Below are 12612 nucleotides of genomic sequence, written 5' to 3'. Positions count from 1 at the left end.
CATATAATTTCAAAAAACATGACCACAAGCACAGACAAAACAACAATAATTTTAAATACCATTGAAGAAGCCATTGAGGATATCAAAAATGGAAAAGTGATTATTGTTGTTGACGATGCCGATAGAGAAAATGAAGGTGATTTTGTTGCGGCTGCAGAAATGGTAACACCTGAAATGATTAATTTCATGGCTACGCATGGCCGCGGATTGATTTGTACACCACTTACTGAAAAGCGTTGTAAAGAATTGGACCTGCATCCAATGGTTCATAACAATACTGACCCTATGGAGACCGCATTTACAGTTTCTGTTGATTTGCGGGGTAATGGTGTGTCCACCGGAATTTCAGCAAGTGACAGAGCAAAAACGGTCAAAGCACTTATTGATCCTGAAACCAAATCCCACGAGTTAGGTCGGCCAGGACATATTTTTCCATTGGTGGCTAAGCAAGGCGGTGTCTTAAGACGCACAGGACATACTGAAGCTGCTATAGATTTTGCACGCTTAGCGGGCTTAAGACCTGCAGGAGTCATCGTAGAAATCATGAATGAGGATGGCACCATGGCGCGATTGCCACAACTGATGAAGGTAGCCAAGAAATTTGATGTTAAGATTGTATCCATAGAAGATTTGGTAGCTTATAGAATGCAACACGACTCTTTAATAGAAAAAAAAGAGGATTTTGAAATCGTGACGCGCTTTGGTAAATTCAGATTGAGAGCCTACCAACAAACCACCAATAATCAAGTGCATATTGCACTGACCAAAGGCGCTTGGAAAACTAATGAACCGGTTTTGACCAGGGTTAACTCTACCCTAGTAAACAATGATATTTTAGGCACCTTGACCAATAACGCTGATAAGAAATTGGATGACATGTTCAAATTGATCAATGATGAGGGTAAAGGGGCTATACTATTTATTAATCAGCAGCATCAATCTACAGATTTGTTGAACCGATTAAAAACATTGAGACAAGGCCAAAATCATACAGATATTATAAAGGCACCAAGTATTGCCATGGACCACAAAGATTTTGGTATTGGAGCGCAAATTCTGCACGATCTCAACATCCATAAACTGTTGTTGCTATCCAATAGCGAACATACCAAACGTGTTGGAATAATTGGTTACGGTCTTGAAATTGTGGATTATAAAAGTTATTAAGACTTTAAGGATTGTTGAATAGCGGTCACCATTTTTTGTGCCCGTAATTTCACTTCTTCTTCTGTCCATGATAATTTGATCAAGCACGAGATATTTCTCCCAATAAAATGATCAGACTGTTCAAATGCTTTTGTTTCTAAATACTCCAGACCAGCTTTTACTTCAGCAGATATTGGAAAGAGGCTTTTTATGTCCTTCAGATGGTTCCACTTACGCACATAATGCCAATTGTTATCAAAATAATGAAAACAGGCGTCAATGCCGGCGTCCTTCAGATTTTTAGAAGCTTTTCTTGCGATTTCCAGATCTGGAAGGAAAAAATTTAAAAAAGCATAACTTTCCTCGCCACCATCAGGCACTCTTCTAAAATTCACTTCTGCAATTTCAGAAAGGGCTTCCCTGAGCACTGTATAGTTTTTCTTTTGGATGGACAAAAATTCAGGCAACCGTCGCACTTGGGCTAACCCAACAGCTGCATGAAGTTCAGAAATCCTAAAATTGTAGCCCAAAAACGGATGGGTTTCGGCACCTCTATCACTGCCTTCATGGTCATGGCCGTGATCAGTATAATGGTCAGCATTGAGATAGTAGTCATTAGTATTCGTAATGACTGCACCACCTTCACCACAGGTAATGGTTTTTACAAAATCAAATGAAAAACAACCCAAATCTCCGATACTTCCCAAAGGCTTGTCTTTATAAGTTCCACCAATGGCCTGGCAAGCGTCTTCTATTAAAACTAAGTTATGTGCATCACATATGACCTGCAGTGCGTCCATATTTCCCATGCTGCCGCACATGTGCACTACCATGACCGCTTTTGTTCTTGGCGTGATTGCATTTTCAACCGCTTTTGGATCTAAAGTTAAGGTATCATCTATATCCACCAAAATAGGAATAGCTCCAAGCATCATAATAGCTTCAAAACTTGCCACAAACGTGAACGATGGCATGATGACCTCATCACCTGCACCAATTCCTGCAGCGGCAAGTGCTACTGAAACCGCAGCTGTTCCGCTGGAAACCAAGTGTACATGTTTAGTTTGAAAAGAGGATTGTAACTCTGCTTCCAATTCTTTGGCTTTCCAATGTCCGTTTCGCATGCCGTCAAAACCGTAACGCATCAACACACCGTTTTCCAACACATCATTTACCTCTTTACGTTCAGCACTTCCAAACAATTCAAATCCTGGCATAACTACGCTATTAATTCATAAATTTATGATTCAAAATTACGATTTATATGTTCATTGAAAAAGTGAAACATCATATTTTATGACCTTAAAAAGCCCAAAAACCAAAGTTCATCAGTAATAAAAAATTTTGTACATTTAGGTTGTAAAAACCGACCTTACCATGAAAAAGTCCTATTTGTTATTTGTCTTAATTACTTCGATTATGTTAACCAATTGTGGTTCCAGCAAAAATGTAGTAAAAGTTGATCCTTACTTGGGTGCTTGGAGCTTGTTGATAGAAAGTACACCACAAGGGGATGTGTCAGCCACTATGACAATTACAAAAAATGCAGAAGGTGCTTATTCTGGAAGCGTCACTTCTGACGTGGGAGCATTTGACCTTTACGATTTGAAAATTGTGGATAGCAAACTTTCAGCTGGTTTTATGATTCAGGAAGCTGAGTTTGATCTTATTGGTAATTTAGAAAATCTGCTTTTTAGAGGGTATGTCTCAGGAATGGGTGAGGATTATAAGGCGAATGGTAATAAAATGATCGAATAAGAATAAAGTTTTAAAACCACCTTCATTAAATCTTTTACATTTCGATAATGCTATATTTCAAAGCCTTTCTCACTTTTTTAAAATTTGCGAACATGTCATCTTCTGCCCTATAGCCAACCGGCAATAACAAAACAGATTTCAGTTCTTTCTCATGGAGCTTTAAAATGTTATCATATTGAGCACGGTCAAAACCTTCCATTGGGCATGAATCGATGCGCTCCACAGCACAAACAGTCATTAAATTCCCTAAGGCAATATAGGCCTGTTTAATGGACCACTCCTGTTGTTGCTCCTGAGTCATTTTTTGCATCATTGATTTCAGATCATTCCTGTAAGGCTCCAAAATAGTTTCTGGAGTATTCCTCAAATAACTGACATTATCAAAGAGCTCATCCACATCATTTGTGTTAATATGATCCTTAATACAAAGGATCAATAAATGTGACGCCTCCACAATTTGCTTTTGATTGTAGGCTGCTGGCAACAATTCATTTCTTAGGGTCTCGTTTTCAATGATAAGCAATGAAATGGTTTGCAAGCCAAAAGATGTGGCTGTGAGGTTAAAGGCCTGTTTAAGAGTCTGCAGCTTTTCATCGGTAAGATTCTTATTCCTATCAAATTTTTTAGTGGCATAGCGCCATTGTAAACTTTCTATTATATCCATTGGTATTCATTTCAATTAGGACAAAAATAAGCCATGTCCATTGCATTTATAAACCATTTCGATAATTTAATTTAATAGAAGAATTTATTTGGATAAAAAGTTGTGATTTTATTTGAAAGAATTAAAAAAGGGTTCTATATTTGCACCCGCCTAAGCAACCTGTGGTTGCATAGCCGGGCAAGCCCGCTGAGAGCATATTTTGTTCACAATAACGGCAAACTTGAAAAAAGGCAAACGCTAGAGACACTGGAGAAATGGCAGAGCGGTCGAATGCGGCAGTCTTGAAAACTGTTGAGGGTCACACCTCCGGGGGTTCGAATCCCTCTTTCTCCGCGAAAAGTCCTACAAAAGGCACCAAAAACCCTGTAAATCGTTGATTTACAGGGTTTTTAATTTTGGATGATTTCATTTGATATCATATAATATCATCCTAAAAGGGGCTAATTCGGTGTCACTAAAATTCTCTTTCCAACTGACACCGAATTGAAGTTAAGCCATTGATAAATAGATACTTAAAATTAAAACGATTTAAATTAAATTTACTAAATTGAAGAGAATTTAAAATCTATTCGGTGTCACATTCTCTTTCTCTTCTGTTTTATATCAAAAAAAGCAAGGCCGATGAACACGGCAAAGCTAACATCTACTTGCGTATCACACTTGACGGTCGCAGGGCTGAGTGCAGTATTCATAGAAAAATTCAGTCCAGTGAATGGAACCCCAAAACCCAACTTGCCCTAGGTAATTCTATGGTAGCGCAAGAAATCAATCGAGAGCTTGGCGTAATTAAAAATAAGATTTACTCAATTCAACATCAATTTCAAAGAGAAGAAAAGGAATATACTGCCATCGCTCTTCGAGATGCCTACTTAGGAAAAGACAAAACTCAAAAAATGCTGCTAGAAATATTCCAGGAACACAATACTGAAGTTGAAAGTCTAATCGGAAAGGATTTTGCTGCCGGAACTGCCGAGCGTTATCGCACTTGCAAAAAACACGTAGCAAGCTTTATAAAGAAGAAATACAAGAAAAATGATATTCCCGTACAAGATATTGACCATAAGTTTATCACAGGTCTTGAATACTATCTTAAAACAACTCGCAAGTGTGCCCACAACTCGGCCATCAAGTATATCACTAATTTTAAAAAAATCATTCGAATTTCCCATGCTAACGATTGGATCGATAAAGACCCCTTCCTACATTGGAAAGCCAAGCTTAAAATAGTGGATCGCGAATTTCTGACAGAACAAGAACTTCAAACACTCGTTGAAAAAGAATTCCGAATTGATAGATTAAATCATGTGAAAGACATCTTTGTTTTTTGTTGTTTTACGGGTTTAGCTTATGCTGATGTGAAAAAGCTTTCTAAAAACAACATTGTTATGGGTATCACTGGTGACCAATGGATAAAAATAAATAGAAGTAAAACTGACACAAGAAGTAACATCCCTCTCTTACCTATTCCCCAAACCATTCTGCAAAAATATGCTCATAGTTCTGAATTGTCAGAAAATGGACTTTTACTTCCTGTGTTAAGCAATCAAAAAATGAATGCATATATTAAAGAGATTGCGGATCTCTGTGGAATCAACAAGCATCTTACATTTCATTTGGCCAGACATACTTTTGCAACTACAGTAACACTTTCCAATGGTGTACCCATAGAGTCTGTGAGTAAAATGTTAGGACACACCTCTTTAAAAACCACTCAGCATTACGCAAAAATTCTGGATAGAAAAGTCAATGAAGATATGCAACTTCTGAAGAGTAAACTTGCTAATTTCGATAAAGAAGAGAATCTTAAAATCAACCAAATACAATAAACTTTTGAGTCAAAAATTGCCATATTAGAAAACGGTTACTTCTATCATGCTTAAGGAAAAATTCTTACTTGATCTTATTTCATACCCATTCCATATGAATTTTTTTTCTTTAGTCTTTCGGCTTTAAGAAATCCAAAACCTATCTAACTCGATACTTGTATATAAACATTACAAACCTCTAGAGGCGCAAAAAATAAGGTTCAAAATATCAACATCAAAACATATTTTTAACCCCCTCAAATACTTAAAAATCAATGTGTTATTAAAATGAGGCATGCTTTTTGTTATTTCATAAAACTAACTGTTCATAGATTGTCCATTACATAGTCTATGTAATACGTCACATAAACTCTATCAATACAGTTGCTAACACTGTAAAGGGATCTAATATGAAATTACATTTACTAACACAAAATTTAGAACAGCAGCTATCAGAAATTAAAGAAACTTCAAAGTCAATGGTGCAACGATCAAACCGTTCAATCGCTGTATGTACAAATCTTTTAGGAGAATTAAAAAAAGAAATTGTGACCAATGGCTTCGAATGCGACTCTGATGAAATTTACTTTTTCAAAAAGCTAAAACAAATTCCATTAAGGCATCTTATTTATTTTTCTGAAATACGTTCCTTTGAGATTCAATTCCCAAAAGCTGACAAAGACTGTCAGCGTAAATTTATCAGAAAAAAATACAAAAAGTTAACCGTTTTTTTATTTATAATTTGGACTTTACTCATTACACTGATTCAGAACACACCCATTTTGATAAGGAATACTACACTCGGGAATTTATGGATTCTTACCGAATAGCTACTTCTAAATTTTATTTTCAAGACCCTGATTTCTCTACACCTAGGGATATTCTTTTAGGCAAATTTAAAGCCTATAGTGAATTAGTATTATATCTCGAACAACGCCTACATGATTTAGAATTCCGTGTGGTCGCCACTGAAACATCAATTGACAATCCCGAAAAGTTGAATTGGCCATTTACAAACACAGACTGGGTTGAGCTTGCTTATGCGTTTCATTCCGCAGGACTTGCAAAACAAAAAAGCTTAAGTATTAGTAGAATTTCCAAAATTATGCAAGAAGTTTTTGACTTCACACCCAAAGATATCTACAAAACTTATCAGGACATTAAAAATCGAAAGAATAGTAGAACTTTATTTCTAGATGAGCTTACTAAAAGCTTGTTATCCGAAATAATTAAAAGCGAGGAATAATTCTATTTCATCAATATTTTATAATCTTAAAAAGACCGTAGTACGGTTAACCTACGGTCATCATCTTTTTACGCTAATTTCCATTTTATTTCTATTCATTTGATGTCATAATCTGAAAAAACAGACATCAATGTGACACAAAACACATCAAATTTCAAAATGTTAAATTTTAACCGTACTACGGTCGAGATGGGGAATAAAATCCAATAATACCTTTCAAATTTGTAGAACGAAAGTCAAATCAAGTCAGGGGCTATCAAAATGATTGACATCAATGCGATAGTCCCTTTCTACAAAAACCATGTTATTATGCCGACAAGTATTATTACCACCGACGATCTTCGAGATTTCAAAATGGAACTGCTCGAAGACATCAAAAACCTCTTAACCAAACAATCTAAGGGGAACTTGAAAAGATACCTCAAATCCACCGAGGTAATGGACCTGCTCCAAGTAAGTCCAGGCACATTGCAAAATCTTCGCATCAATGGCATCCTACCCTATACCAAGGTTGGCGGAATCATTTACTACGACGCCGAGGAAATCCAAGAGATCTTGACCAATAACCGTGTTCAGCACACTCTAAAATCTTAGGCCATGAACTACATCAAGCTACTCAATGCTGCATTTGAAAAGTTCTTTTGTGATGCCCGCTTAAACCCCAACCACATCAGTCTGTATATGGCCCTTTTTCTGGATTGGAACAGCAGCCGGTTTACGGATGAGTTCACAGTGAGTCGAAAGGAGTTGATGACAGCCTCTAAAATTGGCTCAAAATCAACTTACCACAGGTGCATGAAAGATCTGGACTGCTGGGAATATTTGTCCTATGTCCCTTCAAAAAGCCCTTACAAGGGAAGCAAAATTAAGATGTTTATTTTCGGGACGGACGAAGAAACTGCTGTGGAACAATACAGTCCCATATTGGAACAGGTTGCGGAACAGTACAATCCCAAAATTGAACCTTCTATGGGACACTACAGTCCCAAAATGGAAAGATACAGTCCCACAATGGAAACATACAGTCCCAAAAGCGATACCTCCTTGGGACACTACAGTCCCACGAATGGACCAACAATGGGACACTACAGTCCCACCACAGGACTTAAAATGGGATCTAATATAAACAATACCAAACAAGTAAACATTATAAAACAACCAAAGGGCTGGCAGGTGGTTATTAATTTTTTTTAGAAAAAAGTTTTAATGCTGATGAAGGAAAAAAATTCTTCGAGTATTATGAGTCCAGACATTGGAAAACTAGCGACGGAAAAGCCATTCGCGATTGGCGTGCCATGGCTGCAAACTGGATGGATAGATCAGCACTATATTCCGAAGCAAACAATCCAAACAAAAATCAACTGTCCCAAATCAAGGACAACTTGCGTACCACTAAATCTAAAAATTATGGAAAACCCCTCTAAAATTATCGAAGATGACATTGAATATTCGCTTGGCGACTTTGATGGCAACAGAGTTCTCTATGACTTTGACAAAATTTCGATTTATTTAAATGCCAAGGGCAAGCTTCTCTTTGGCGACCAATTCAGAATCTACGATGAAGACAAAGATATCATCCATAAACTTTGCTATTATTTTATCAAAGACCAGAAAAATTGTCAAAAATATGATATTGATCCAAGGAAGGGAATTCTTCTTTCCGGTCCTGTAGGCTGCGGCAAAACGACATTGATGACATTGTTGCGACACATTATCCCAACCAATCGGCCCTACGACATCATTCCCTGCAGAAATGTAATCTTCAGCTTTAACCATCTTGGTTTTAAAACGGTCGAGGATTACGGAAATACAAAATCATTTTGCTTTGATGATCTTGGCATTGAGCCTATGGGAAGATTCTATGGCAAGGACCTCAATGTGATGGGCGAAGTTCTGCTCTCCCGATATGAGCTTTTCATCCAGTCAAAACAACGGATTAAGACCCATGCGACTACAAATCTTGATGCTGACGAATTGGAAGAACACTATGGCCATCGTGTTCGCAGCCGAATGCGAAAATTATTTAATATCATTGATTTTGATGAGTCTGCTGGAGACAAGAGAAAATAATTCAATGTCGGAAAGATCTGAACAATTCAATGACCTCAGAAAAAAATTGCGCTGTGATTTCCTTCAAATTCCTAGTTAATTCTATAAATATTTCTTTCATGGCCTTACTGTTTTTTTTATAGTTTTTAAAATGGTTCTCGCAGTTAACTGGATATTTTGAAGGTTTGAAAAATAGCCACTCTCATCCCAATTACTCAAAAACCCCAATTCCAATAGAATCGAAGAATTGCTTTCAATTGTTTCTCGCAACACCTGAAAATTTGAGAACTTTACTCCCCTACTATCAAAACCCAATTGCTTTTTGAATTGCGCTTGAAATTGATAGGCCAACCAGGTGGAATGATCGGAATTCTGTGAAGTCCTGTTGGCTACATAAACCTCAATCCCTCTTGCGTTTGGATTGTTTGAATGATTACAGTGCAAGGAAATAAAGACATCCGTTTTCAAAGCTTTGGCCAGCTGCGTTCTGTGTGGTAAGGAAATAAATGTATCGCTATATCTTGTCAAATAGATATCAAGTGGCATTTCTGAATTTTCGTTTAGCTTCAAAATTTCAAGAGCGATATCTAGTACAACATCTTTTTCTTTAATGTCATTTATTCCGATCGCACCAGAATCTTTTCCACCGTGTCCAACATCAATTACAATTCGTTTTTGGGTTGTCGTTTCTTGTCCAAAAATGAAACACATTTTTAGAAGCAAAAAGACAAAACTGACGTTTTTGAGTGCTTTTTCCATTTCCAATTTTCAAGTTATCGACAACTCTACTTCAAAATCTCATAGATTTTGATGTCAAATAATAACAAATTAATTCAAACAAAATCAAACATTATTTTTTTCACAAATATTTGATTTTCAATGTTTTATAAACAAATATATGTAAATTTCCAATAACGAAAATGAATCAAAAATCTAAACTTTCCGTTATGAAAAAATCACTTTATTTAGCAACATTTGTGTCACTGTTATCCACTTCGCTTTTTGCTCAAATCGGTGGCATCGAAGATTCCGTTAGTGACGTTTCTGATACTATCAGAACTATTTTCCCAATCATCCTTGGTGTTATTTTCCTTGTAGGTTTTCTGTTTAATGCAGGACACTTCTTTGGAGAAAACGCAGATATGAAAAAAGGGATCACAAGGGTTCTCATATTCGTTTTGATTGCGGGTGCAGTCGTGGGAATCTTCACTTATCTCATCGGAATCGTGGTCTAACTCTCTAAGAGGGATTTAAATACCAAGCTGTATGAAAAAATTCGAGGTCTATAAAAACATCAGAAAACGGGCAGTTATTTTTGGACTGCCCATATCCCTGTTTGCGCTAATGATGGTTGCCATACTTGGTTCGTTATTGGTCATCATCTTCTCATTTAGCTTCGCGCTGATTATAAGCATCTTAATTTTTAATGCAGCCCTTTACATTGGCTTGATTCGGATTACGAACAATCCACAACTATTTCAGATAGCCAAGTCCTTCCCTAGCATCATCAGTAACAAAAGAAATTCAGGCTTCGATTATGGAAAAGATTAACCTTTCGGCATATCAACCTATTGCAGATATTCAGGACAATACCGTTTTTGCCAACAATGGTAACGTAGTCCTATGTTATGAGGGAGATCTACCAGAAATCTATTCACTTTCTGAAAAGGACTTTGAGGATATACACGGGGCTTGGTTCCAGGCTCTAAAATCATTACCAGTTGGCACGGTGGTTCACAAACAGGATGTCTACCTCAAGAAATCTTATTCATCAGAAAAACTTCCGAATACAACGTTTTTGGAAAAAGCCACACACGACCATTTCAAAGGTCGTGGCCATATTGAACACAGATGTTATCTATTCTTTATACTGAACAAAAACAAAACCCTCAATAATCCAAAATATGTCAATCCCTTCCGAAAAATATCGAAGGGAATTGTAAAGGAATTGGATGACAACATAAAAAGTTTTGCCAACTCTGTAAGCGACTCCGTTTCCTTTATAAACAATAGCCGAAAAATGACGTTCCTTCCTCTTATACCGGAAGAGATTTTACAGCTAACAAGTGGCTATTTCAATGGCTTCAATGAAGGTTTCGATACCGACATATTACTGGATAAGAAAAGCGTCACTATTGGCGAAAACCATTTTGATGCCCTGGCCATCAATAGCGAACTGTGCTTTGGCGAAAGTGTACAGAGTAGCAAGACCAATGAGAGATTCACTTCTGACGATTTCGTGTTTCATCAAGGGTTTATTGATGGTATAGGGCTTACGCTTAATGAGAATCATATCGTTAACCAAATCTTGTATTTGGATGACAAACAAAAATGGCGCAAGCTGCTCGATAAGAAAATTGAGGAACTGAACAAAAGTTCAAATTTTGGTTCACAGAACAAGGTGGTTCTTGGAAAAATACGACACATCCTTGACCAGATCAATGCTGATGATAGCTCGCGGATCATCCGTGGCCATCTCAATATTGTGTATTGGGCGAAGGAAGCCAAAGATCTGGATAGAATAACCTCAAAGATTAAAACAGAGTTCAAAGAGTTGGACATCATTCCATATTATCCACGAGGCGAAGAACGCAAGAACTATATCCTGAATAGTTATTGCTGTTTCTCCTCCAATTTCTCGAACAACGATCTATACGTAACCGATTTAAAACACGCACTCTGTCTGTTTATCAATAACACCAATTACAAATCGGATACAACAGGAATCATCTTTAACGACCGTGAATATAATATTCCTGTTTTAAAAGATGTTTGGGACGATGACAAGAAACGCATCAAAGCACGAAACTTTGCCATCTTCGCTCCAACAGGCGAGGGCAAATCATTTCTGGCCAATAATATTCTACGTCAATATTTTGAAAGTGGCGTTCGTTTGGTCATCATTGACCTCGGTGGCTCCTACACCAAATTCGCGAAACTCTATCCTGAACAGTATACCGTACTGCGTTATGAGAGTGGAAAAAATTTGGGCATAAATCCATTTTATATCAGCGCTGCAAATGATTTGACACCGGATCGTCTTGAGGATTTATCAGTGTTTCTTTTTGAATTGTTGACATCGGACCTAAAAGTGACAAAGGCACAATCGGTTTCAGTCAAAAAGATCTTGCGCCATTATTATGATACAACTCCGGAAAACCATTCTTTGGAGGGTTTCTACAATTTTATAGAAAGGAATCAAGAAGATATTTTGGACACCCTTAAAATCCATCCTGACTATTTCAACGTCACAAGCTTTTTGCACGTCATGTCTGAATACGTTGGCGATGGTCTATATAGTTTTCTTTTTGAAGTCAGCGAAGACCAAACCTATAAAATCGAGGATAAACGTTTAATTGTTTTTGAACTCGATGAAGTCAAGGATAATAAGGAAATTCTTTCCGTAATGTTGAAGCTGATCAAATCAGCGATCCAACGAACGATATGGAAAAATCGTGCTGAAAAAGGTATCATCCTATTTGATGAGTTTGCCAAACAATTAAAGTTCGAAAATGTTCTGGAAAGTGTAGAGTTCTATTATCAAGCCATACGTAAACAAAACGGTGCCATTGGTATTATTCTCCAATCCATAAATCAGCTTCCAAATAATTCTACCTCTGCGAGCATTCTTGAAAACACACAGGTCATTTATAGTCTGAACAATGAAAAGGGCTATGCTGAACTTGTTAAAAGGCTCAACCTATCCAGCCATGATCTGAACCAATTAAAATCCATCAAGAACAATCTTTCCGGCCCAAGGAAGTATACCGAGATGTTCATCAAGATTGGAAAGGAAAGCAACATTTTCAGGCTCGAAGTTCCTAAGGAGGTTTATGCCGCCTATCTAACCGACGGACAGGAAAACGCGGCCATAATGGCCATTTATGAAAAGACCAATAATATGGAATTGGCTATAAAGGAATTCACTTCTAAATCCTAATACT

The 12612-nt window shown here is 37.1% G+C and carries 11 protein-coding genes, 1 tRNA gene and 2 pseudogenes; 11 read left to right on the top strand and 3 right to left on the bottom strand.

Translation table 11 applies throughout. The annotated features are described in order from the left end of the window. Positions 1-18 precede the first annotated feature (18 nt). Positions 19-1167 carry a 3,4-dihydroxy-2-butanone-4-phosphate synthase gene (ribB, locus tag A9996_RS08265; protein ID WP_066433099.1) on the top strand — a complete coding sequence of 383 codons (1149 nt, stop codon included), beginning with the start codon at positions 19-21 and terminating at the stop codon, positions 1165-1167. On the opposite strand, the gene A9996_RS08260 is transcribed toward ribB, so the two are convergent. Next, the gene (locus A9996_RS08260; RefSeq protein ID WP_066433097.1) at positions 1164-2363 is read right to left on the bottom strand and encodes a DegT/DnrJ/EryC1/StrS family aminotransferase; all 1200 of its coding nucleotides are present in this window, start codon (positions 2361-2363) and stop codon (positions 1164-1166) included. The genes ribB and A9996_RS08260 overlap by 4 nt on opposite strands. A 160-nt stretch (positions 2364-2523) precedes the next feature. Here A9996_RS08260 and A9996_RS08255 point away from each other — a divergent pair, with 160 nt between their 5' ends. Further along, positions 2524-2904, top strand: a complete 381-nt coding sequence (locus A9996_RS08255; protein ID WP_066433095.1) for a hypothetical protein — start codon at positions 2524-2526, stop codon at positions 2902-2904. Between the two features lie 34 nt (positions 2905-2938). Here A9996_RS08255 and A9996_RS08250 read toward each other — a convergent pair whose 3' ends face one another. After that, positions 2939-3568, bottom strand: a complete 630-nt coding sequence (locus tag A9996_RS08250; protein WP_066433093.1) for an NAD(P)H-dependent oxidoreductase — start codon at positions 3566-3568, stop codon at positions 2939-2941. A 248-nt stretch (positions 3569-3816) separates the two neighbouring features. Between A9996_RS08250 and A9996_RS08245 the strand changes: the two genes are divergently transcribed. The 6 genes and pseudogenes from A9996_RS08245 to A9996_RS08220 all read left to right on the top strand — a co-directional run bounded on the left by A9996_RS08245 (position 3817) and on the right by A9996_RS08220 (position 8689). Next, positions 3817-3901, top strand: a tRNA-Ser gene (locus A9996_RS08245). Positions 3902-4140: 239 nt separating this feature from the next. Beyond that, positions 4141-5394 carry a site-specific integrase gene (locus tag A9996_RS08240; protein WP_066433090.1) on the top strand — a complete coding sequence of 418 codons (1254 nt, stop codon included), beginning with the start codon at positions 4141-4143 and terminating at the stop codon, positions 5392-5394. A 389-nt stretch (positions 5395-5783) separates the two neighbouring features. Next, a pseudogene (locus A9996_RS21045) lies at positions 5784-6619 on the top strand (RteC domain-containing protein). Positions 6620-6928: 309 nt separating this feature from the next. Next, complete coding sequence (locus tag A9996_RS08230) at positions 6929-7213, top strand: helix-turn-helix domain-containing protein (protein WP_066433189.1); 285 nt, start codon at positions 6929-6931, stop codon at positions 7211-7213. 3 nt (positions 7214-7216) lie between these two features. Then, positions 7217-8043 (top strand): annotated as a pseudogene (locus A9996_RS08225) (hypothetical protein). Beyond that, on the top strand, positions 8027-8689 hold the full coding sequence (locus A9996_RS08220; RefSeq protein ID WP_066433088.1) for a P-loop NTPase family protein: 663 nt from the start codon (positions 8027-8029) through the stop codon (positions 8687-8689). Before A9996_RS08225 ends, A9996_RS08220 begins: the two are co-directional and overlap by 17 nt. 96 nt (positions 8690-8785) lie before the next feature. Here the strand turns inward: A9996_RS08220 and A9996_RS08215 are convergent, their stop codons facing one another. After that, positions 8786-9427: an N-acetylmuramoyl-L-alanine amidase family protein gene (locus A9996_RS08215; protein ID WP_066433086.1), complete on the bottom strand. Its 642-nt coding sequence runs from the start codon at positions 9425-9427 to the stop codon at positions 8786-8788. 188 nt (positions 9428-9615) lie between these two features. On the opposite strand from A9996_RS08215, the gene A9996_RS08210 reads away from it, so the two are divergent. Genes A9996_RS08210 through A9996_RS08200 form a run of 3 tightly spaced genes read left to right on the top strand, consistent with a single transcriptional unit; the run spans position 9616 to position 12608 of the window. After that, the gene (locus A9996_RS08210; protein ID WP_066433187.1) at positions 9616-9903 is read left to right on the top strand and encodes a hypothetical protein; all 288 of its coding nucleotides are present in this window, start codon (positions 9616-9618) and stop codon (positions 9901-9903) included. A 31-nt stretch (positions 9904-9934) separates the two neighbouring features. After that, entirely contained in the window at positions 9935-10219 is a 285-nt protein-coding gene (locus A9996_RS08205) for a hypothetical protein (RefSeq protein ID WP_066433084.1), read from the top strand. Beyond that, entirely contained in the window at positions 10206-12608 is a 2403-nt protein-coding gene (locus A9996_RS08200) for a TraG family conjugative transposon ATPase (protein ID WP_066433083.1), read from the top strand. The genes A9996_RS08205 and A9996_RS08200 overlap by 14 nt, the downstream gene beginning before the upstream one ends. Positions 12609-12612: the final 4 nt, after the last annotated feature.

Source organism: Gelidibacter algens, from assembly GCF_001678675.1.
GTDB classification, from domain to species: domain Bacteria; phylum Bacteroidota; class Bacteroidia; order Flavobacteriales; family Flavobacteriaceae; genus Gelidibacter; species Gelidibacter algens.
The sequence above is the reverse complement of the archived record's forward strand: the minus strand, read 5'-3'. Positions and strand labels throughout refer to the sequence as shown.